This is a genomic window from Arcicella sp. GW821-FHT09D11, from assembly GCF_059416265.1.
The window spans coordinates 1,175,858-1,200,955 of the sequence record NZ_JBWKOV010000002.1 but is presented as its reverse complement, the minus strand read 5'-3'; the positions used below and the strand labels follow the sequence as shown (position 1 = coordinate 1,200,955).

Genomic DNA, 25,098 nt, shown 5'->3' with positions numbered 1-25,098 from the left:
TCAAAGCTAAAAGGGGGTATCTGATAGCCTTAATTTTAATAACTCTAGCGCTTGGCGTAGTGGCTACGCCAAGCGTGAGTTTTTCATAGTTTAATAATCAGATGCTGAAAAGACTATTCTACTCCTTTCACTTGCATTTGTAAAGTATAAATCGATTCTGATGCCGTGATAAATAATGTTTTGCGGTCTTTGCCTCCAAAACAAATATTACCTACCCAATTAGATGGCACAGGAATATTACCCAATTTTACCCCTTGAGAATTATAAATAGTAACGCCCTTACCCGTAATGTATAAATTCCCTTGATTATCTAATGTCATTCCATCTGAGCCTTGTGCTACAAAAAGTTGTTTGTTAGATAATGTTCCATCATTATTTATCTGATACTTATACGTTTTAGAAGCACCAATATCAGCTACATACAAATACTTGCCATCGGGCGTGCCAACAATACCATTGGGTCTTTTTAGGTCAGCATCTACTTCTATGGGTTGACTAGCTCCTTTAGCTAAATAATATACTTTTTGCCCTTCGATGTCTGGCTTTTGTCTTGTCCAATAATCACGCTGATAATAGGGGTCGGTAAAATAAATCCCACCTTTGGTATCAATCCATAAATCATTCGGGCCATTGGCTTTATGACCTTTGATATTATCTAACAATACGGTTTTCTCTCCTTTTAAATTAATAGCCCATAGCTCGTTATGCTCGTCGGCACAGGAGATAATGTTACCTTTCTTATCAAAATACAAGCCATTAGAACGCCCCGATTTTTCCATAAAAAGCGTTAGCTTTCCATCAGTGCTATACTTCCAAATTTTATCATTGGGCTGGTCGGTAAAATAGATATTGCCTTTTTTATCGACTGCTGGACCTTCGGTAAAAGTAAATTGTTTGGATACTTGCACTAGCACAGCCCCTTTTTTAATGAGATTCAAAGAAGAAATATCATCATTCGACTGTGCCAACAATAACTGATTTGACAACAAGAGTACAGCAAGAATATGGCTAAACTTTATCATATATTTGGGGATTGTTTATACTAAAAAAGCAAGTTACAGATTAAGTGCTTGATTTGTGGTGAGATTTGTATGGTTTGGAGTGATTTAAAAATCAAAAAAAGCAACATGACAGGACATAATTAACGGTAAGTAGGAACTATGAAAATATTATTAAGCAAAAAATTGCGTATTTGCAGACAGAGTCTGCATTTTATCTATCGTTCCAAGTCTAAAAAGACTTGGAACAGCAAGGGGTTTTATCTTCTAAACCTCATTCAACTTTAAAAACTACAGATGTTTCATAAGGCATCTTTGAAGGACAGGTAATCGTTAATCCGTCAGGTTCAAGTTTCCAGTCCAGTTTTCCTTTGTGACCAAGCAAGGAAACTTTTTTTATCCTTTGAGCATAATTACCAGCATTTGAGCCTAAAGATTTTATTTTTATGGTAGTATTAGGTGCTGGCACTGTCATACAAAAAGCATAAAGTGCTTTGTCTTTCCCAACCGTAAACCTAAAATCCTTTTCATTAAACTTAAATTCAGCGTGTCTTTTATTTAATGCACCCCCTGGCAACATTTTCAACTTATTGTTGATGATTTCTCCTTCACCCGGAATACTCCAAGCCTTGCTACCATAAACAGCAACACCATTTCTACGTATCCAATTACCTACTTCTTTTAACATTTTCAAGCTACCTTCGTCTAAAGAACCGTCTGGTAATATAGATATACAAAGAGCAGCATTTCCATCACGTGCTATGGCTTCAATTACATATCTAATCATCATCCCTGAATCGTAAGTAAAGCCAGGAGCATAAAACCAGTCTCCTACTGGAGCTTCAGCAATCCAAGGTTGAGCAGTATTAATTTTTTCAGGAACACCAAATTCTTCTGTGTTCACTGTACCATTGGTATTATGGCGAAATTTTACGATACTGAAAGTATTAACTATTCCTCTTTTCTGTAATGTGCGGTTGTAGAAATCAGCAATTACGTGTTGCATAGCATCGGCTTTTATCCCTGTTCCTGTTCCATTCCCTGTAAAAGGCCCTTGTACAGTACCATCAGTATAAATAAAATCTGGGTCATAATGCGCTACAACATCCATCATTCGCAAAGCCCAATTAGTTGTGTACCATTTAGCATAATCAAGATGGTTTGAAAAAATACCAGCAGGAGGAGGCGACCATTCGCTATGTGCATTTTGTTCTACCCCTTTGTATTCTCGGAGGTCGATACCATAAAGCATTCGAGGGTCATAACCTTCCCACCATTTCCCTTTTCCATCTTCAAGACTAAGGTTTCCATCATAAGGAACACCTTTTTTCTCCCCCTCTTTGTCACTTCCAAAGGCTGTTTGCCACCACCACCATGTATATTCATGGTGAAAGGTTACACCAAAACGCATTCCATCTGATTTACAAGCCTTTGCCCATTCCCCTATTAAATCACGCTTAGGACCGATATTTACTGAATTCCAAGGCTGATATTTTGAATTCCATAAATCATAATTATCATGATGACCCCCCTGAATCATAAGATATTTTGCACCAGCATCTCTGTATATTTTAGTGAGTTTGGATGGATTAAGCTTGGTGGGATTCCAGTCACGCAATACTTCTTTATATCCAACCTCTGAAGGGTGTCCGTATTTTTTTATATGATTATCATAAGCCCTTTTTCCCGATTTATACAAATTGCGTGCATACCAGTCGCCACTTTCTCCTGCTGATTGTGGCCCAAAGTGAACCCAAATACCAAACTTGGCATCACGAAGCCATTGAGGTGTACCTGGGTAATTCTTTTCAATCGATTCCCATGTTGGTTCAAAAGGGCCTTTTGCAATAGGAATATTTAGCTTCATTTCTGGAAATGTTTTCCAATCTCCTAAGGTTTCACTATCAATTGGTTTTGGTTTTAAAATTGTTGGAAATGGATTCTTCTCTTGTGCATACACACAAGCAGGTATCATTAGGGAAACAAGTATTACAGATATATTTTTCATGGTTGAAGCTCAACAAGGCATTTTTATTAATGGGGCTGTCCAAAAAGTTTTTACGACTAAATATTATTCTGCGAAAGACCTCATCCCCAACCCCTTCTCCTTCAGAGAAGGGGCTTTTTGAGCTCAAAAGCTCCCCTCTCTGAAGGAGAGGGGTTGGGGGTGAGGTTTCCAACCAAAGAATATTTGGCAATGGTTTTCTTTTGGGACAGCCTTTTTTAAGAATATAACTTTAGCTAAAATTAATACCCAGGATTTTGAGTTAAGGCTTTATTAATGTCTCTTTCAGATTGAGGAATTGGCCATAATTCATTTTTCCCAGCAACAAAAGCCCTCTTTTGATACAATAAAAAGCCCTGAGCATCTACGGGATAATCTTTATAAGTAGCTGGTGAATTGGTAAGTTTCATCCCTGTAAACTGTCGGTTTAGCTCAGTTGCAGCAGTACCCCACCTCAGTATATCGTAATAATGAATACCCTCAAATGCCAATTCTACTTTACGTTCTCTTCTTATTATTGTTCTTAATAAATTAGCGTCTGTAACGGTTACTGGAGGCATATTAACAGTTGCTCTACCCCTAACCTTATTGATGGTTGCATCTAATAATGTTTGATTGATAGCATCTCCCGCTTCTACTTTTGATTCAAGATAACTCAATAGTACCTCCGCGTAGCGAATCAAAGTAAAGTTACCACCATAGTTCATCAAGTTTCCTGCAAACGTAGAATCCATGTATTTATTAATACAATAGCCACTCCAATTATATCTACTCATTCTATCAGGTGAATTAGATTCTGGTCTTGAAACATACTTAACCCCTTTAAATACGGTGCGGTCGGATATCATTATTGTTTGGTCGAGCCTTGGGTCACGATTATCGTATGGGGCATTCGGATTATACAAGGGAGATTCCTCAACCGTTTTGCCATCAATACATTCATAAGATTGTACTAATTCGTTATAGGGAGAGAACTGGTGCCAGCCTCCGTAACTTTCAGGATAAAGATATTGCAACATTACGTGTCCATAAGTATCCTCGTGATATTGTGAAGCCAAAATAATCTCATTGCTACTTTCTCCTGTTTGAATAAACAACTTTTTAAAACCACCCTGTTCTATCGAATAAACGCCGCTATCCAAGATTTTTTTATACGTTGCCGCTGCATCACTCCATTTCTTTTCTGCCATTTGTACTCTACCCAGAATCGCCAAAGCAGCACCCGCGGTAATACGCCCCATTTCGCTACTAGGACGAGTAGCTGGCAACATTGTAGCACTTTCCTTTAATTCATTTTCAACAAATGTCCATACTTCGGCTTTAGCAGTTCTGGTTATTGAATTAGCTTCTGTTACCGTCAGTAAATGTTTAGGCAAAGGGATGTCGCCAAAGTACAATGCCAGATTGAACAAAGAATATGCCCTTATAGTACGTACTTCCGATTTTAGTATATTCTTTTTAGTTTGATCAAAAGAGATTGCATCTATATGGTCTAAAAAATTATTGCATTTAGCAATTTTACTATACGTATTTGACCAAATACTGCTTGTTACCCAATACGAAGCATTCAATGTACCATCGGTAACATGATCTGGGATTAGCTCCTTTTCAGAACCTAATCCAGCCATAAAATCAAGGTAAAGCACCGCACGTGCATTCCAAAAATCCTCACCAGACCACCCTGCCCCAATGTTGTAACATCCAACTAAGGCCAGATTAGCATCCTTTTCTGTTTTCCAGAAGGTTCCATCAGAAATAGAATCAAGTGGCTGTTTATCAAAATAATCATTCTTACAAGCTGAAATGGAAAAGAAAAGTAAAAAGAGCAATCCTATTTTGAAAGGGGGCAATGTGGTATATATATTATTGATTTTCATGTCTTTCAATTGTTTAGTAAAAAATATGTCAGAATAATTTAGAATGATACATTTACACCAAAGGTATAAACACTTGTGAGCGGATAGAATCCACCGTTTTGTGCCATTTCAGGGTCCCAACCTTGGTAATATGAATTAATTGAAAGGAGGTTTTGTCCACTAAAATATATTCTGAGCCTACTTATCTTCATTTGTTCTATCAATTTATTACTGAAAGTATAGCCTAGTTGTAGGTTTTTGAGTCTTGCAAAACTTGCATCTCTGTTCCAGTAAGTAGATGATTGAATAATACCACTACCCTCGTTTAGGCTTGTCAACTTTGGATACAGCGCATTTGGATTAGGGTTTTCCATAGTCCAACGATTTTCTACTTGCCATCTCTGTATTTGCCCACCATTAAAGAAAGTAAACGCTTGGTAGTTATTCATCTGCTTTTTCCACCCTGCAAGTCCTTGAATTAATACTGACAAATCAAATCCTTTGTAATTGGCTGTAAGGGTAAGTCCAAAATTATATTTAGGAACGGTATTGCCTATAAAAGTTCTATCGTAAGTAGCATCTACCTTGCCATCAGGCACACCATCAGGGCCACTAATATCTTTGAATCTTATAAAACCAGGCTCTGCTGAATAGGGTTGTTTTGGATAAGTAGCCACATCATTAGCATCTTTAAATAACCCGTCGGCTATATAACCATAAGTTACTCCTAGCGGCTGTCCTACAAATAGATTGGCACTGATATTTTGCTGGAGACCATTGGCTAATTCTGTTACTTTGTTATTGACAATCGTAAAATTTGGCGATACTCCTAGTTTAAATTTCCCAATGGTTGTTCGGTAATTTAGACTTGCCTCAAAACCAGTATTCTCTACCCCACCAATGTTTACTGGAGAGGTACTAAGCCCTAAAGTAGCTGAACTTGCTATGCTGTAAAGCACACCCGAAGTTTGTTTTTTGAAGACTCCTAAGGTAAAATCTAGCTTACCTTTCCATAAACTTGCATCTATTCCAATATCAGTGGTAGTGGTGGTTTCCCAAGTAATATCTGCATTGCTAAGTCTGCTACTGGCAGCACCAGAAACCAATACGCCGCCAATAGAATAGTTCTGCCCAAGAGAAACAATATTTTGATAAGGGTATGTACCTACATTCTGATTACCTAATTTACCCCAACTAGCTCTTACCTTTAGGTTGTCTATCCAAAGTACATTTTTCAAAAAATCTTCTTCAGAAATTATCCAACCTGCTGAAAATGAAGGAAAATAGCCCCATCTACCTTTTTCGGGGAAACGTGAGGTAGCATCTGAGCGAATATTTGCTTCAAATAAATATCGGTCGTTGTAGATATAATTAACCCTACTAAAAAAAGAACGCATCGACCAAGCTGAGGCTGAACCCGAATTGCTCATCCCTGTAGCCGAACCTGCATTTAATTCATACAAGGTGTTGGTCGGAAAATCTTTTCGATAAGCCGACATCCCTAGGTCGTCATATTGTTCCTGAGAAACACCCCCTAATACTGTGAAGGAATGCTTATTGATTTGCTTGGTATATGTAGCAAGCGATTGAAGGGTTAATTGCTGTCCTTGTCCTGTTGATATGGTTAAATTATTAGGCCCAACCGTCTTGAAAGCATTAAATACAAAATCTGAGGCATAATCTTTATTATAGTAACTCCAATAGTTATACCCAACCTTTCCACTCAACGTAAAACCTTTGAATAGCTCCCATGCAATTTCGGTACTACCTAAAAAATATTTGTTGGTACCTTTGTAAAAAGATTCACTAGACATCCAAGCCTCTGGACTGTAATTGTCTTGATATCCATAGGTTCCATCAGATTTTTTCCCTGCAAAAATAGGTGCTTCACGCACGGCAAAGTTAATCATGTGGTTCATTCCTCCCTCGTAGTGTCTGGGCGAATGGTTTTCTGAAGTATATCCTGATAGGCTTACCTTTAACGTAAGGTTATCTTTAATTTTGCTATCGGTATTTAATAGAAAATTATACTTTGAATAGCCATTTTTAGCTACTATACCATCTTGTTGAAGATACCCTAGCGATAATAAATAACGTGTTTTATCATTGCCACCCATAAAACTTATATTATGGTTGGTCTGGAAGCCATTACCAGAAGTTAGTAGGTTTTTAAGATGTGGGACATTCGGATAATTGTCTGGATCTGACCCATTTCTAAATTTTTCAATTTCAGCATCCGTATAAGACAAACCAGCACCAGCATTCACATTTGCTTCATTTCTAAGTTTGGCAAACTCCCACGATTCAACAAAATCAGGAAGTTGAGTAGGTTTTTGCCAGCCAGCATAGCTATTGTAACTAACCTGCATTTTTCCATTTTCTCCTCGCTTTGTTTCAATCAATATTACTCCGTTGGCTGCCCTACTACCATACATGGCAGCCGAAGCGGCATCTTTCAAAACCGAAACACTCTTAATATTATTTGGGTCAACATCATTAATAGAAGTTGCTAAACCATCTACCAAAATTAAAGGTCCACCCCCTGCACCATACGAACCTATCCCTCTAATAGTAATGCTAGCACCATTATTACCGGGCTGTCCAGAACCCTGCGACACTGAAACGCCAGTGGCTAAACCTGCTAAAGCTTGGGATGATTGTGTGATGGGTCTATCTGCAATTTCCTTTGCAGAAACTGTTGAAACAGAGCCTGTTAAATTTACTTTTTTCTGAGTACCATACCCTACTACGACAACTTCATCCAAATTTAATTGATCTACAACCAATTGAACTTTCATATCGGAAGTCTTCCCTACTAATACTTCTCGTTTTTTATACCCAATAAATGAGAAAACCAAAATGCTATTATTGTCGGGGACACTAATATTAAATTTGCCCTTATCATCCGTTACTCCTCCTCTGGTTGTTCCTTTTATCGTAATGCTTACTCCCACTAAAGGCTCGCCTTTTTCGTCGGTTACGGTTCCTGTTATATTTTGCTCTTGAATCTCCAATTGAGGTTCAAGACTTTGGTCGTTTTTTTCGATGCTGACATTACTCTTCTTCAACAGAATACGTTCGCCCTGAATTTCATAACTGATGCTTAGTGGCGTGAATAGTTCTTTTAAGACATCTCTTAATTCACGATTCTTGGCCACTAGGCTAATTTTTCGTTTAGCACTAATATTCTTTGGGCTATAGAAAAAATTGATTTTCGCAGCATTTTCCAACGCTGAAAGTGCTTCCGACAATCCTTTTTCTTCGATACGCACAGTTATCTTTTGTTGCAGTATATCTTGTCCGCTTACCTCACTCGCATACGATAACGTAGTGAAGACAATAGCAATTAATATCTGTCCAGCTGAAATTTTCATAATGGATAGCAACGTTGCTAACGTTAATAGATTTTTTTTCATAAATTGTACTGTTTTTGTTGTTTTGGAAAAATTGGCAAAAATATTCCCTAACACTTCTTCCTAAGGAAGTGTTTGATTCGCGTCTAGAAGGGAATGGTATCAAGTCGATAAATGCTGAGAACATTTATCGACTTTTCTTTTTTTCAGGAGGAATTGGTAATACGTTTTTTCATAATTGAGATATTTTTTGAGTTAGAGAATTACTAATATTTGGTTAGAAAAAACAAGTCTTTTTATCTTAAAGTCCTTACTTTTCTTGTCTTGACACAAGAAAAGTAACAAAAGAAAGTCAAGAAATTCCAAACTCGCTTCGCTCAAACAGTGGAATTTCAGAAAATAGCACACGAATATTATTAAACAGTTAATTGTAAAAAAATATAGAATCTCTAAATAAAATAGTAGATGAATATTATTAACTAATTGTTTCTTAGTTATTTAAAAGTCCTAAACAAGTTATCTATTAGTAAGCTATCAATCACATCCTTTTCCAGATACAATAATCTGGGCATCAACTACTTGGTAATCTATTCCTGTAATTTTAGCAATACTGTTTAGTTTATCAAACATGGTTTCATCTGATAGATTTCCGTTGATGGTGCATTCTTCAAAAAGGTTTTCATCATAAATTATTTTAATGCCATAAGCCTTTTCTAAATCGGTAAATACCTTGGAAAGCGAGGCATTCTTATAGATAAATTCTTGTTTTTGTATGGCTGTAGTCAGTATGGTTGGTGTAGTAACTATTTTCTTCATCAATTTGGCGGTGGATGATGAGTAAATGGCCTCTTGATTTGGGGTAACCACAATGCCGTTTGCTTCTGAAAAATGAATGCCTTTTTCAACCGTTTTTGATTCTAATTGCGAAACCACCGAAACCCTCCCTGTTTTCACCACTACTCTTTCCTCTTCTATTTCGGGGTTTGCTTTAATGGTAAAACTTGTACCCAGCACTTTGGTAATTAATTTTTTGGTGTAAATCAAAAATGGTCTTTTAGGATTTTTGGTTACTTCAAAAAAAGCTTCTCCTACCAAAAACACTTCCCTTTTATCATCTTCAAAAACTTTTGGATACCTAATCCTTGCATTTTTTTCCAATACTATTTCCGACCCGTCAGTCATCATCACATGCATAGGTTGGTCAGTCGTATTTTCTTTTTCGACAAACTCCGTATCATCATTGCGGACTGATAGTTGTGGAATATCAAATATGTTGTCTGCTTGTTTTTGATAGTTCATCCACCAGCCTACGCCAATTAATAGGATGACAGATGCTGCCAATTGCCAAATGTATCTTCCCCAATTATTCGGGGTTTCTGAAACCTCCATTTCTGACTCTACGCCCTGCCATATTTTGGCGACAGACGCATCTTCATCGATGGAGGTATTTTGAATAGAGGCAAGCGTTTTTATCATTGATTTCGCCTCCATTATCATGGTTTCTTTTTCAGGATTCTCTTGTAGAAAATCCTGAAAAAATTCATTCGTATGTTTATCAGGATTTTGTACCCAGCGACAAAAAAAATCATCTTTGACAAAATCTATGGTATCGAATTCAGAGTAATTCATAGTATATGAGTGAGTTAATTATAGAATGACAAGGACAACAAAAATATATCCTATTTTTTGTATAAATTTTTACATTTAATTTATACAAAAAAGTTAAGTCCTAATAAATCAGTGATTTATCTAATCAAAAAATTAAAAATAAACAGCAGAAAATGTGCAGGGAAGTGAATAGACTGGCGTAAAGCGTATAAGGCTTTTTGGATAAGATTGCCTACAGAGGCATAATTAAGCTCCATCATTTCTGCGATTTGGGCATTCGAGAATTGATGGAAAAATTTTAAATTAATGACTTCTCGCTGGCGTTGCGATAATTGTCCGAAGGCTTTTTCAAGTCTTTCTAATTGTTCTTTTTGATTTTCTTCTTCAATCATCAATCCCTCAAAAGATGCTTCAAACAATGCTTCTACATTCTCTTCTATTTCATCAGCATGTTTAGTGAAGTCATACTTTACCGTCCGCATCAATTTGTTTTTGAGGGAGCGAAACAAATAAAACTTAATCGAATCGGTATCAGAAAGATTCTCTTTGCTTTGCCAAAGCTCTAAAAAAATATCTTGGATACAGTCTTCTACTACGGTAAGGTTTGAGGAAATCTTAAGAGTAATACCATAGTTTAACAAAGGCTTGGCATATAGTTGATAAATTTTGGCAAAGGCTTTTTTATCACCTTTTTTAAAGCTTTGCCAAAGTACTAAATCATCGCTATGTAGGGGCTTGATTGCCAAATGGATTGAAAGATTTTAATGCTTATCGCTAAGAATATATTTAATAAAACTCATTGTGTCGTGTTGACACAAGTAATAAGGTATAAATAGTAAAATATACTGATAAAATTATCATTTTTTTATATAATAATGTCAAAATAGATAATTTTTAGACAAGCATTAAAAAATAGAGCCAAAAAGTATGACTCTTTGACTCTAGCTACTATTATTTCAATCAAATTAATTTTATTTACTAGGTGTTTTTTTTATTAATCTCAAACCGTGGTCTGTGGCACACAGAACACAGCTAAATATTGATGATTTTATCAATCAAAAAAAGCTAAGTATTGTGTTCTGTGTGCCACAGACCACGGTTGTAAACTTTTATTCCTAGCGAGGGACTTAAGTCCCTCGCTAGGAATAAAAGTTTCCCATAGTCAGGCTGTGACATGAGGCGACCAAAACTCGGTTTGAAAGGCGATTTAAGCCTATTTGAACCAATTTTATCAATAATTACCTCTTCATTTCAACTTTTTAAAAGATGTGGGTAATCAGTAGGACTTAAGTCCCTCGCTAGGGATAAGTATTTGATTTCACCTTTGTTGGTATTTTTAATCCCAATTAAAATGCTCAATTTTCCCATTGAGCTTCCATTTTGTAGGGAAAGCATTTTGTTGCCAATCTAGTGGTTCACCTACTGGTAATTTTTGCGATGCCCATTTAAAGCTTTCTTTGATAAAGGCTTTTTGTGCTGTCCCTGTGGCTTCGGGCTGTGCAGAAATAAATAAAGGTGTACCACTTTTGGCGACTAATTCCATCCATTGCTTATTTTTCTCCCAAGATACCTGATTGGTCAACCCTACGCAATCGCTATCGGCTGCATAGAAAGTGCCATGTTGAACCCCTCTGAAAGCCAAAGTATTTACACCCATTTTGCGGGTTCTATCCCATTCTTTGCCAGAGGTATCATCGCCAATGCGGTTCAATTCAAAAAGCCCTGCTGATAAATGACTAATGGTATTACAGCCAATGATGTAGGTTTCCTCAGAGGCTTCTCTGATGGTTTGATAAAGCGTGTTGATAATCTCTGCATTGGTTTTAGTATTATCATACATTCGCCAGTTTGAGTCCGTCAGTTTGCCGTCTTTCAGCATTTCAAAGCCCCATTTTCCAAAGAGGTCAAAAGTCGTGAAATCGAATTTTACCATTTCATAACCCCAATTTTTATACAACTTAAAATAGCCTTTTATCCTTTCTAAATTTTCGGGAATACTGGGGTCTAGTACAGGCTTATTGATTTCTCTTCCTTTGATGAGAGGTAATACTAAGCTTTTGGCATCACTTGCACTGCCACAAAGTGGGCGTGTCCAGATACCGGGACGCATACCTGTCTTTCTGATGTTGTCAGTCAGACTCGCCATGTCTTTAAATTTGCTATTTGGCACATCCATACGGTCGCCCCAACAACAATCATTCGGTGCAGAAGGTGGACCAATAAACCAACCAGCATCTACTACAGAAAACGGACGATTGGATAAACCATCTGCCATCGGCGCCATCAATTCGGTATGCGCTAAAATCAGTTTATCAGAATTGTTGCCATAGCTAAAGTACCAATCATTGATGCCATAAACAGGTTCTTTGGGCATTCGTGCTTTGGCACACATTACACCCATAAATCTTCTAGTAGCCTGAAAAGCCGTTTCGCCAGTCTTACTTTTAAGAGTGACTATCTCGGCAGCTAATAATTTCCTATCTCCTAATTGTACGCCATCTCCTCCTGAGCGGGTATCTAACGTTAAGCTCAGATTTGTACCTGATACTTTCCAAAAACAAAAGGAATTTGCTCCTGTTTTTACGCCAAAACCATTCGTTTGCTGATGGTTATGCTCCACAAAATACCAAGGTAATATTTCTGTAGCGATAGGTTTATGCCATGAAATATCACCATAAGTACGTTCCCAATGATCATTTAAGATAACGGAGGTATCTTTTTGTGGTACTTCCCAAGATAAAGTTACTTCACTTAAACTTACTTTGGGTGCTTGAATTTCCACCTTGATACTGTCTTGTGTATTGATTAAGGTTACTACTGTACCTTGATAAGTCCACATTTGTTTTCCCTTGCCAATAAGTTTTACAGTTTGTCCATTGATGATAGCCGATACGTCGTCAGGTAAATTGATAAGTTGTTTAGTGGGTGGAGCAGTAGTAGCAAAAAGTCTATCACTGACAATGACTGATGCCAGAGACAAACCTGTAGTTTGAATAAAATTTCTACGGTTCATAAAGAATTTAAAAATGAGAGTGAATCAATTTTTTGGTTTTGTAAAGACAATCTGCTGATTAATATTTAGGGCTAAAAATCAATGCAACAAAATTGTGCAACAAATTTACTTCTTCTTAAAATAAGAAACCTTAGGGTAAACCCTAGGTTTGTTTTCTGGAATAAATAAATTTTTTCTGGCATTAATCCAGTTTTAAGGATGCGCTAAAACAAAAATCCCTCCTATTTTCATAAGAGGGATTTTTCATACGCAGTCATTCGTTTCGAACGATTCCCGCAGTCGCTCGCTTCAAGCGACTGACTATTCTTTTATTCCCGTATTCTCCGCAGGCTTTTCAAATTCGTATTCACTTCTTACCAATTTGTTCTGTGTTGGATAAATCTCATTCAAGGTATTTGCATCATAGATTCTTCCGTTTTTCATCACCATTTTCAAGGTATTTGAATTACGAATATTTTCTAAAGGATTTTTATCCATGATTAATAAATCGGCTAATTTCCCTTTTTCGATACTGCCAAGGTCTTTGTCTAAGCCCAAAGCTGTTGCTCCTAAAATCGTAGAAACTTTTAAGGCATCAAGATTTTTCATCCCTCCGCTTTGCATCGACCATAATTCCCAATGATACCCCAACCCTTGGAATTCTCCGTGACTACCAATACCTGCCAACGAACCATTTTCCACCATCGATTTCATTGATTTTGCATGTTTTTGGAACACATGTTCTTCTGGTAAAAACCAGCCAGATACCCTACGTGTTTTTTCTGCCAACTCTTCATAAGGCATAAAATACTGCATCTTTTTGTCGTGGTACGGGTTCTCGGTTTCAAAATAAAAAATCTCTGCAAACGGTCCTCCGTAAGCAACTAAGAAAGTAGGCGTTACTGCCATTTTAGAAAAAGCGATAGATTTCACCACATCGTTATACAAAGGATACACAGGAATAGCGTGTTCGTGACCAGGATATCCATCTAGCATATTAGTCATGTTCAGCTTATAGTTCAAACCACCTTCCGTCGTAGGCATCAACTTTTGGTCTTTAGCCGCTTTGATAATCCACTGACGGGTTTGTCGATTACCAGTCAAATACATTTTGATGTATTTTGTGTTGTAATATTTGCTATACTGTTTCAATGCATTAATCGCCCCTGTCGAGTCTTTAATATTATACGACCAGAAGCCAACCCCTGGACCAGTTGAATAAATTCTTGGGCCTGCCATTTTACCCGCATCCACCATATCGCTATACGTAAATACGTCGGTAGTAGCCGTTTGAGGGTCACGGGTGGTTGTTACGCCATAGGCCAAATTAGTGGCATAAATCCATACTTGGTTTTTCTGAATACCCCATTGTGGCCACATGTGCGCATGAGTATCAACAAACCCTGGGGTGATGGTTTTGCCCTTCACATCAATTACTTTGGCATTGCCCACTCCTTTCAACGTTCCGCTTTTGCCTACCGCTTTTATTCGGTTGTTTTCTATCAGTACGTCTCCGTTTTCTATGACCTCATTACCATTCATCGTAATGATTCTCCCTCCTTTCAACAATACATTTCCTGTAGGTATATCGCGTGTGAAATAAAGCTTGATTTCTACCTCCTCAGGTTTATACGTTGCATCTGCTTTCTTAACAGCTACTTTTTTGGCAACAGAATCCGCCTTTACTTTATTATCTACCTTGATTTTCACCGTATCAGTTTTCACTTTATGCAACGAATCCGCCTTGGCTTTTTCTAACGCTTTTTTAGCCGTTTTCACGCTGTCTTCAAAAGCTTTGGCTTTGTCTAAGTCAAACACAAAATGATAACGTCCTAACGACCAATGTACTTTTTTAGCATCGCTAGACCATGAAGGAAACTCTCCTCCTATTTGTGTTAATTTTTGTGCTGGGAATTGTGACGAAGCTGGGTCAGAAACAGAGATATTTACGGTCTTACCCGTTTTAGGTATCGTCATCACATAAATATCATTGTTTACTTGTGCCAAAGCCCTTTCACCATCTGGCGACATCATCACTTGCGAAGCATTCGTTGCCCTATTTACTTCCATAGCCTCGGCTGTTTTCTCCGAAATCATGCAGTTGTGTACATATTCTTCCCCTTCAATGCTCATGCCGTAGGTGGTAATACCTGTAATTTTAGCATGTACTTTTTCATCAGTACCGTCCCATTTAATAGAGATTAGTGAACCATCACCTCCACTCAAATAAATTCTATCGACGTTTTTAACAAAATGTGGCGCTCCTCGTCCCTGTGCTTTATCAATCACCGTAATGGCTCCTCCTTTGGCATCTATCCAACAAACTTCATCTTCTGAACTCGGAGCAACGGGGCCAACCGATTCTTTGAAGGCTCTCTTTTGGGTACGAATAAATACGATTTTATCATCTTTTGGCGTCCAAACGGGTTGACTGTACAAGGCTGAAACAGTCGTTAGTTTTTGCAAGTTCGCTGTACCACTTACATTCACTTTGTAAAGGTCTCCACCTTGAGCCGTCCACGTAATGAAAGCTAATTGCTTGCCATCATTCGACCACACAGGTTGTGCTTCTGTAAATTCATTATTTGTGATTCTGCGTGGTGTACCATTTGGATAATCCGCCACATACAAACGATTCAATGACGTGAAGGCTAGTTTCTTCCCATCTGGCGAAGCCACCGCATCACGAATTTGGGAAATCAAGGTTTGGGTAGTATCGGAAATTGGGTACTTAAATTCTAATCTTGGTCCCATTTCCACTTCCATATCTACCGTGAACGGAATCTGTACTGGCGTACCGCCATTAATGGCAATCTTGTAAATCTTACCTCCGTAAGATGCTATCAGTGCTTGATTGTCAGGTGTGAAAGACATCGCAGGCAATACACCCATCGTAGCAATAGATTCTTGTTCGTCTCTTTGTACTGGATAAGCCAACCATTTTTCATCCCCACTTTCCAAGTTTCTTAATACTAAGCCTGTTTTTTCTTCAAAACGTGAACCATACACCATCCATTTTCCATCACTAGATAATGTCGGAGAAAATGCCGAGCCATATCTGGAAGTAATCGTAGTGCGTTTAGCATTGTCACGGTCGTACATGCCGATTTGGTACTGTGGCATCATGGCATTGTAGTTCCAAGCACCACTTCTTTGCGAGAAATAGATGTATCGTCCGTCGGGACTTACGGCAGGGTCTATCGTTTTTAAATTAGCTGGCTGGTCGATTAACTGAACACCTCCACCACCATCTTTGTGCACCATCCAAAGTTGTACGTTCATACGTCCTTTAGCAAAGACGATATAATTACCATCGGGTGTCCATTCTGCAGCTTCAAAGTTTTGGTCACGGTCTTTCGTAACTTGTACCGTATCTTTTTTCTCAAAATCAATCACCCAAACATTATCAGAACCACTTTTATCAGAGATATAAAGCAGTTTTTTGCCATCTGGACTATACCGTGGATGGGTATCAAACGCCAAGCCTTTGGTAATGTTCGTAGCCTTGCCACCTGCAAAAGGCATGGTGTATAAGTCACCCATCAAGTCGAAAACGATGCTTTTAGCATCAGGACTAACATCTAGTGACAACCATGTACCTTCGTCGGTATTGAGTTTGAATTTACGGGTAGCCTTTAGGGGTAAGTCTTTGTAACCAACATACTTGGTCGTGTCTTTTTTGAGGGTATCGCCAGCAGTATTGTGCAACAGTGGCATTTTAGTGATTGAGTTAGCCATTCCTATCATCGCAAATACAGTGACGGCTAGGCATATCAATAGGTTTCTAGGATTAGTTTGTGGAAAAGTGATTTTCATTTTGTTGATTTAATGTTGTTGAATTGTTAAGCTAAAATAATGATTATTTTTTAGGATAAATATTTTGGAGAGGTGTTTTTTCGCACCCACTCTTTACAGACGATATAACTTAGTGCTATGCTATCGGTATTTATCCAGCACACAAAATCAATCAGAAAACGTTCAACATTTCCATTGATAAAAAACTGGGCAAGATTTTTTGATTTTAACAGGGACATAGGAGATAACAGGCATCGAAACTCTTAAGCAATATAGCGTTTTTTCTTTAAAAAACAAAATCTTTCCTCATGATTTTTGGAGAGCGAAAAGACTTTTTTTAAAAGCTTTTTCACTTTTTATAAAAAATATGCCCTCAGCTTATCTTTGATTTTTAAAAACTTAAATATCAATTCTTCAAAATAACAACAACTTTTTTCATTGCTGTTGTTGTTATTGTTTTTAATAGTTTTCTTAAGTTTTATATAGTTTTATTATACTAGCTTTGCTCCTGCTCTGCTTTAGTAGTTGCTTCTGCAGTGCTGTGGTAAAAAATGCTACAGCACTGCAGAAGCAACTACTAAAGCAAAGCTACTCCTTTTTAGCGCTCATTTCTCTTTACTTCCTTCACCATTTATTGACAAACGAACTTCACTAATTTGTTTCTTTTTGATAGGAAAAATGTAGTCTTTTTTGGGGAAAACTGAAAATTGTTTACATAACGATTATATTATACGTTGATGCGAATTTTATTACTTTCAGCGGGTCAGAATATTTTGGATACTCTGTACTACCCATGATAGAATGACCACGCACTGTTGAAGAACGCTGTTAAGTTAATTTCAATTTAACATTAATTTAATATTCAGGGAACGACCTCTTAATATTGGCTGCCTAGTTTTGTGCATCAATATGAAAAACATTAAGTACATATTTTTCTTTCTTGCTTGTATCAGTTTTCTCAAAGTTTCTCAAGGCTATGCGAAAAATGATGCAGGGGTGTCTATTCATCAGAACCAGACGCATAAAGAAAGTAAATGTGTTTCGGCAAAAGCATCAAATCAACTCCTCGAAATTGATATTGATGAAGAAGTTGATGATGAATCACAAATAGAGATTGATCAGCTATACACTTTAGCTGATACTAGCTTCAACAGCATCACTAACGCCCCAATTATTGCTAATTTTTCTCATTATTCAACTGTCTATTTTAGTAGTACAGTTAGCTTATTTATTCTTCTATTACAGATTTTAATTTAGATTCCTCTTATTTCCTTACCAATCCTTAGTGCATATATTCTATATGCAACGCCATTAATTATTTCATAAATTTCAACGTAATGAAAAAATTCCTTACTTTCCAACAGTCATTCAGACTGCTAAGTATCATGGCTATACTCTTTGCTGGAGTACAGGCTTTTGCTCAAATCACTACTTCTTCTATCTCAGGAAGAGTAAAAGACAAAACAGGTGCAGAGATTCCTGGCGCAACAGTAATTGCCACTTTCTTGCCAACTGGAGCTAAATATGGTGTTACATCAAGTACTGATGGACATTATGCCATTGGTAACATGAACCCAGGGGGGCCTTATAAAGTAGTGGTTACTTTTGTAGGATATAGCCCTAAAGTATTAGAAGGCTTGATGTTAAACCTTGGCTCTACGTCTAATATCGACTTTGTTATCCAAGAAGAAACTACCACGCTAAGCGAGGTCGTTGTAAAAGGAGAAAAAGGCGGTACCAAGCTTGGTGCAGGTATCAATTTGGGCGAAGCTCAGATTAAATCGTTACCTACTTTAAGCAGAAGTATCACAGATATGACACGCCTTACTCCGCAAAGTTCAAACAATTCGTTTGCTGGTACCAACTTCCGTTATAACAACGTGACGATAGATGGTACTATCAACAACGACGCCATTGGCTTTAGCCCATCTTTAGGCGGACAGGGGGGCTCATCAGGAATGCCGGGGAGTAGTACACGTACCAACCCTATTTCCCTAGATGCTATTCAGGATATTCAAGTTTACATTGCTCCTTACGATGTAAAAATCGGGAACTTTACAGGAGGTTCTATCAATGCTGTCACCCGTAGCGGTACAAACGATGTATCAGGTTCGGTATATGGTTTTGGTAGAAATGCAAGTATCACTGGCCCAAACAATGCTGGCGATGGTGCTAAAATACCAAGTAGCTACCATGACTACCAAACAGGTTTCAGAGTAGGCTTGCCCCTTATCAAAAACAAATTGTTCTTCTTTACTAACGAAGAAATTACGCGTCGCCAAGAGCCTCTTTTCTATGGCGCAGGCTATACAGATGCTAGTGGAAAGCAATTATCATTGATTGATGCAGCGACTGCTCAGAAAATTACAGACTTTGTAAAAACTAATTACGGGTTTGATGTAGGCGAAGCCAACAACTACAACATTTATTCAAACAGCAATAAATTCTTTAACCGTTTAGATTGGAACATTTCAGAGAAACATCAATTATCTATCCGTAATAACTACATTACGTCTGAAGCAAGTAACCTAGAACGTGACGCTGCCAACTTCCGTTTTGGAAGCATGGACTTTAAGCAAATCAACACGCAAAGCTCTACAGTGGCAGAATTGAAAAGTAGGTTTGGTAATGCTTCTAACAGTTTGATAGTAGGTTATTCTGATATTCACGATTACAGACAACCACTAAGTGGTAATGTTTCGATGCCTCAAACAGAGATTTCATACAATGGTGGAACCATCTTCTTTGGTAACGACCGTGAGGCTACTGTATTCAACATGAAACAAAAAACATTTGAATTCACTGATAACTTTACTTGGTTCAAAGGCAAGCATACTTTCTTGGTAGGTACACACAACGAGATTTATAACATCAATTACGGTTTTGTAAACTCTTGGAATGGTAGAATTGCTTACAGAACATTAGATGAATTCTTTGCTGGAAAAGTAAACCGTGTACGTGGTTCATACAACTTCACTAACAACGACCGCGACTATAACTTCAACAATCCTTATGCCAAATTTAGCGTAGGTATGTATAGTATATACGCACAAGATGAAATTCAAGTAACGGATAAATTAAAAGTATCACCAGGTATTCGTTTTGATTTAGCTTCTACAGATTCACCATCAATCAGTACTGCCACTAAATCAACACCAATAGACCCAAATGCTGGTACAACGTATACTGCTACGCCATTGGCTAAGATTGACAACAAAATCTTCGGACAAGTATTGGTTTCACCAAGAATTGGCTTTAACTATGATGTAAACGGTGATAAATCGGTGGTGTTAAGAGGAGGTACTGGTATTTTCACTGGTAAAATTCCATTTGCTTGGTTAGGCTATGCTTTCTATAACGATGGCGTTGGTTACGGTTCATTTGATGTTAACAACCTTGCTACCAAAGCAGGCGTAAACGGAGATGTATTGAAAGACGGTGCGAAAACGTTTGCTTTCAATAACGGACAAGGAAACCAAACACAAGTAGATGCTGTAAGCAACAATTTTAAAATGCCACAGGTATGGAGAAGTAGCTTTGCGGTTGACTATACGACTAATGGCTATAAATTGACCTTGGAAGGTATCTATACAAAGGTTATCAACGACTTGAAATTCCAACAAGTTAACTTGAAAGACTCTGTTAGGTATTTCAGCTATGATACTCAACACCAAATGCCAATCTATTTGTCAGGCGGTGCTACTGGTCAGAAAATCAATACTGGTTTCTCTAATGCCTATATGTTATCTAACACTTCGCAAGGGTATAGATATAGCTTAACAGCACAACTTGCTAAAACATATCCTTTTGGCTTGAACTTCTCGGTAGCATATACGTACGGACAGTCGAAAGATATTACGAACGGTATCCGTAACTCGATGGAATCTAACTGGCAGTTAAATCAATCTTTAACACCGAACGATCCTAAATTAAGTTATTCAAACTTCGATATTAGAAATAGAATTGTAGCTACAATAGGTTATAGAAAACAATGGAATCCACGCCATGCGACAACGGTATCGGGTGTAATCATTGCTCAATCTGGTAATCCATTCACATGGGGATTTGTCAACTCAACGCTTGCTAACACACCACAAGCTGCTGGTTTAGCTTATGTGTTCAAAGATGCTGCTGAGGCTACAAAATACATGGTTGACTACAAGGATGCTAACGGTAATACAGTAACAGCCGCTCAACAAGGACAACAGTTTATGGACTTTGTAAATAGCAATTCGTACCTAAGCACAAGAAAAGGAGATTTTACTGAACGTAACGGTGGACGTACGCCTTGGAACACAACGGCAGACATCAGATTGATGCATGATATTGCTGTAAACGTTGGCAAGAAAGCGCATACTATTCAGATTTCATTAGATATTATCAACTTTACGAACTTATTGAATAGGGAATGGGGTAGAGTTTATTTTGTATCAAATACTTTCAACTCGACAGCAAGTCTTGGTTTAGTACGTAAGAATTCAGGAACAAGCGCTGACCCTACTTATAACTTTATTCAGCCAAGTACGCCATATTCAATTGACCAATTGGCATCAAGATACCAAGCTCAATTCGGATTAAGATATAGTTTCTAAGCATTTGAATTAAAAACATCATATTGGTATTGTGGAAAGTTCGAAGTGCTTCACTTCGAACTTTTTTTTGGTTGCAATCACTCTTCTAAATTATTTATTCCTAGCGAGGGACTTAAGTCCCTCGCTAGGAATAAATCCTGCTCTTCGAGATGTTTCGAAGGACATCTCGAAGTATAGATAAAAAGGATGTTAATCCAAAAAAGCAACATATCGACTTCGTTGCATTCTTCTAATAAATAGCTTGGACAATCATAGATTGTCGTTTATCTGTACCACAAAGTCAGAGACTTCGAGGAGCGAGATTCAATTAGATGGTTTACTATTTTTTCAATAACTTATCAATTGCTTTAAGGATGGTATCTCTATTTTTGGCATCCTTAATGAAATTAGGAAGGCGTTCTACCATTGTAGTATGTGTCATATTTTGTCTTTCTCTTAATTTTGATGCAACGTAGTTTTTTATCTCTAACAGGTGCGACCTATTATAAGCCCAAAATAAATTCCCTCTTATCTCACATTGAAACCATAAAGGAAGGTTAAAAACGGGGTCTCCTTCTAATGAGTTTTTATAAAATAATCTATAATCATCATTTCGTGGTTTATAAGTTCGCACTATTCCACAATGTTGACAAGGAATGGTTAATTCTTCTACTTTTTCTTTATTATTAGGAATAGTAATATCTATTGACTTCCCACAATTATCACAATTTCGATTTACTCTAGCATTGTATCTCACAAGCTCTTTCGCATCTTCAGTAAATTTACAGCTACTGCAAATCAATTTACTCCTATTAGTAAATCGACCTATCACTAACGCTTCATGCAAACACTTGGGACAATGAACGAGATATTCATGTTTGTATGTCCATCTGACGTCCTTTGATTCAATATATCTTTTGTTATTTTCTTCCATTGCAGGTAATATGTACATTCACTTATGGCATGACTTCAAGTCATGTCATGAGTAATCTTATCTCTCTAATTTAAACCCCTTATCCGTGGCTGGTCTGTTGGTTGCATTGGATACCTTCCACCCTGTTCGGTACATCCAATCAGCCATTTTTTTAAGCTTCGGATAGTTGATGCTCTCTGCATTATCTTGTGGCGTGTGATAGTCTGGGTGCAAAAGACTGGTGTACATGATAGCAGGAATGCCTAGTCTTGCATACGGTAGATGGTCACTCCTAAAATACCAACCTTCTACGTGCGTTACGTCGTCCCAAGTATCATCTAATTTAAACTTAGTGCCTTCTTTATTCGCATCAAGTGCCATCGTTACCAAATCAAGGGAATTTCTGTGAGGAGGTTTCATGCCTAAAATGGCAGCACTATCAATGGTATTTCTTCCAATCATATCTCCATTCAATACCGCTACAATATTCTTAATAGGAACAGTAGGGTGTGACGAAAAATACCTCGACCCTAATAAACCTCTTTCTTCTGCCCCATGAATCACAAAAATCACAGACCGTTTGGCAGGCTTTTTAATAAATGCTCTGGCATTAGCAAGCATTGCTACATCTACACTACCGTTGTCATCGGCACCATAATAGATAGAATCATTTTTGATTTCATTTCTAATACCATGTGCATCGGTATGTCCACTATATAACAGGTACTCTGCTTTTAACTTTGCGTCTGTTCCATCAATTTTACCAACTACATTTACTGATGGATATGGATATTTAGCGACTATCAAGTTGGCTTTAATTGTAGCAGTATTTTGTTGTAATAATGCTTTCGCACTGGCATGAAACCACAAAACAGGCAAGGTAGTCGTAATATTTTCATTCACGCCTCCGTCTATGTCATACGTACCTCTTTTAAAGTTTTCAGCGGCATCTTCCCACGCATTTTCAGCTACGTCGTCTGCAATAAAAATGATGGCTACTGCTCCTTTTTTTATCAAAGGCAAGCCATACTTCGTGAAAATATATCGGTTGTATCGCCAAGTTGGTAACGACACATTCAAATTAATGCCCTTCGCATTGGCCTCAATGGCTATTACTTTGCCTTTTACATCTACTTTACTAGTATCAATATCCAATGCATTCCCTAAATACATAATGGGTGCATTTAACGAAATATTAGCCATCTGTGCCACAGCAACGTCTTTCCAAAGCGAGAAAGAGGTATTATTAATCACGACACTAGAATTATCTGCAATATGATTTCGCCATAAGGTAAAGTACTGAAAATAAGTGCCATCATCACCTGCTGGTTTTAATCCAATAGCTCTGTATTGATCAGCCAACCAAATAGAAGCCTTTAGTTCATCCAACGTTCCAGCAGAACGACCATTAAAATGGGCATCTGCAAAGGCATATAAATCTTTTTTCAAATCCTGTATCGTTATGGCGTTCAACGCTGGAGGATTATTCAGTTGTGCCAACACTGTGTTTGTCACAAGCAGGAACAAGAACAGTAAATTACTTTTTTTCATTTTCTATTTATGGCTAAGTTTTGTTAAGTAAGTATTACAATTTAAGCATCGCTTTCATTTATCACAAACAACTGATAACTAACAACTTAAAACATTATCGCAACGATAGACCGTTCACCAATCACTATTTACTAATAACTAATTAATGAATTATTTTGAATTGGCTTAAAATAAACTCTGATACGAAATCAACCCAATGGCGATTACCGCCAACAGCAAGCCGATTTTATTGAGCAAAGTGAATTTCTCTTGAAAGAAAATAAAAGCGACCAGTGCCGACCCTACAATGACACCAATATTATAGATGGGTAATACAAAAGCACCATTGTTCTGATAAGCATCAAGGGCTTTGAGTAAATAATAAAACGATAGGAAATTAGGAATGCCTAATGGAATTGCCGCTAACAGGCTCTTGACTTCTAGTTTTTCTTTACCTTGTATCATTCTGATAATCAACACAATTCCCCCAATCACGACAGAGCCTACCAAGATTGTTAATGTAAAAGGAATAGTAGTACCTGCGGCAGTAACGTATTTGGCATTGAGGTAATTAAAGGTCGTATTCGTAATGCCGTACATCGTAAATACTGCAATGGGTAACAACCAATCTGCTGTTTGTTGCTTGTTTTGATTGCCCCCTTCATCTTTTTTAAAGGTACTCAACGCTACTGCTATGACGGCTAGTACTAATCCCAGATAATTAAAGGCATCAAAACTGGTACTCGTTTTCAGGATTACTAAGCTGAAAATCACGGGTACTACCAATGACATATTATTTGCTAATGAAGTAGTAGCCATCCCGATTCGCTGAGTAGAGATACCCGAAAGCATAAAGGTAATCACAAAGCCAACGCCTAATAACATGGCTAAAATGGTGGAGGTTTCGGATAAATCTAAGTTAAGGTGCTGATTTTCTGGCAAAAACAATAAGCCTGTAATGATGCAAACTGGATAATTGAAAATGATGGTTTGAAAAGTATTGATGCCAAAACGAGGATGCAAACGGAAGTTAATCAATAATAAAACCGAGAAGATTATACTAAGTAGCAAATGTATCATAGCTGATGATGATTAAATATTTTGGGATTTATTAAACTGTTTAGGTTTGAAAACAGGTAATTACCCAAATGTAAGAATATCCATTCAAAAGCTTAAACAAATATTCTCGAATTTAATTGAGCTATGAGGTGTAAGTGATGAGTTGTGAGCCTTGAGGGGGGCAATGTCATCTTTCTCTTAGGGTGCGACTTAAGTCCTACTGATTACCCACAAGTATATAAATATATCCCTAGCGAGGGACTTAAGTCCCTCGCTAGGGATAAGAACTTCACTCACGTATTCAGGCTGTGACATGAGGCGACCAAAGCTCGGTTTAAGCCCTTGTTGGTGTCTTCACCAACAAGGGGGTGCGACAGCAATGCACCTCTAACAATTGTAGCAAAAACTAACTATTGGG

Annotated in this window: 13 protein-coding genes; 2 read left to right on the top strand and 11 right to left on the bottom strand. The window is 37.6% G+C overall.

The window, feature by feature from the left end; translation table 11 throughout:
• Nucleotides 1–113: 113 nt before the first annotated feature.
• From AC07N0_RS10110 to AC07N0_RS10075, 8 genes are all read right to left on the bottom strand, one after another.
• Nucleotides 114–1,022, bottom strand: coding sequence for an SMP-30/gluconolactonase/LRE family protein (locus tag AC07N0_RS10110; RefSeq protein WP_494589075.1), 909 nt, complete (start codon nt 1,020–1,022; stop codon nt 114–116).
• A gap of 250 nt (nt 1,023–1,272) precedes the next feature.
• The gene (locus AC07N0_RS10105; RefSeq protein ID WP_494589074.1) at nt 1,273–3,006 is read right to left on the bottom strand and encodes an alpha-L-fucosidase; all 1,734 of its coding nucleotides are present in this window, start codon (nt 3,004–3,006) and stop codon (nt 1,273–1,275) included.
• A 239-nt stretch (nt 3,007–3,245) separates the two neighbouring features.
• Entirely contained in the window at nt 3,246–4,880 is a 1,635-nt protein-coding gene (locus AC07N0_RS10100) for a RagB/SusD family nutrient uptake outer membrane protein (protein WP_494589073.1), read from the bottom strand.
• A 38-nt stretch (nt 4,881–4,918) separates the two neighbouring features.
• Nucleotides 4,919–8,275: a TonB-dependent receptor gene (locus tag AC07N0_RS10095; RefSeq protein WP_494589072.1), complete on the bottom strand. Its 3,357-nt coding sequence runs from the start codon at nt 8,273–8,275 to the stop codon at nt 4,919–4,921.
• A gap of 471 nt (nt 8,276–8,746) precedes the next feature.
• Nucleotides 8,747–9,841: a FecR family protein gene (locus AC07N0_RS10090; protein ID WP_494589071.1), complete on the bottom strand. Its 1,095-nt coding sequence runs from the start codon at nt 9,839–9,841 to the stop codon at nt 8,747–8,749.
• A gap of 116 nt (nt 9,842–9,957) precedes the next feature.
• Complete coding sequence (locus AC07N0_RS10085) at nt 9,958–10,566, bottom strand: RNA polymerase sigma factor (RefSeq protein WP_494589070.1); 609 nt, start codon at nt 10,564–10,566, stop codon at nt 9,958–9,960.
• A 590-nt stretch (nt 10,567–11,156) separates the two neighbouring features.
• Nucleotides 11,157–12,833, bottom strand: a complete 1,677-nt coding sequence (locus AC07N0_RS10080; protein ID WP_494589069.1) for an alpha-amylase family protein — start codon at nt 12,831–12,833, stop codon at nt 11,157–11,159.
• Nucleotides 12,834–13,133: 300 nt separating this feature from the next.
• The gene (locus AC07N0_RS10075; protein ID WP_494589068.1) at nt 13,134–16,628 is read right to left on the bottom strand and encodes an amidohydrolase family protein; all 3,495 of its coding nucleotides are present in this window, start codon (nt 16,626–16,628) and stop codon (nt 13,134–13,136) included.
• 888 nt (nt 16,629–17,516) lie between these two features.
• Between AC07N0_RS10075 and AC07N0_RS10070 the strand changes: the two genes are divergently transcribed.
• Together AC07N0_RS10070 and AC07N0_RS10065 are read left to right on the top strand one after the other, a co-directional pair.
• The gene (locus AC07N0_RS10070) at nt 17,517–17,864 is read left to right on the top strand and encodes a hypothetical protein (protein WP_494589067.1); all 348 of its coding nucleotides are present in this window, start codon (nt 17,517–17,519) and stop codon (nt 17,862–17,864) included.
• Between the two features lie 80 nt (nt 17,865–17,944).
• Nucleotides 17,945–21,199, top strand: a complete 3,255-nt coding sequence (locus AC07N0_RS10065; protein ID WP_494589066.1) for a TonB-dependent receptor — start codon at nt 17,945–17,947, stop codon at nt 21,197–21,199.
• A gap of 319 nt (nt 21,200–21,518) precedes the next feature.
• Here the strand turns inward: AC07N0_RS10065 and AC07N0_RS10060 are convergent, their stop codons facing one another.
• The 3 genes from AC07N0_RS10060 to AC07N0_RS10050 all read right to left on the bottom strand — a co-directional run bounded on the left by AC07N0_RS10060 (nt 21,519) and on the right by AC07N0_RS10050 (nt 24,701).
• On the bottom strand, nt 21,519–22,130 hold the full coding sequence (locus AC07N0_RS10060; RefSeq protein WP_494589065.1) for a hypothetical protein: 612 nt from the start codon (nt 22,128–22,130) through the stop codon (nt 21,519–21,521).
• Between the two features lie 39 nt (nt 22,131–22,169).
• Nucleotides 22,170–23,642: a M28 family metallopeptidase gene (locus AC07N0_RS10055; RefSeq protein WP_494589064.1), complete on the bottom strand. Its 1,473-nt coding sequence runs from the start codon at nt 23,640–23,642 to the stop codon at nt 22,170–22,172.
• Between the two features lie 165 nt (nt 23,643–23,807).
• Nucleotides 23,808–24,701 (bottom strand): EamA/RhaT family transporter, encoded by an 894-nt coding sequence (locus AC07N0_RS10050; protein ID WP_494589063.1) that lies wholly within the window; start codon nt 24,699–24,701, stop codon nt 23,808–23,810.
• Between the last annotated feature and the right edge of the window lie 397 nt (nt 24,702–25,098).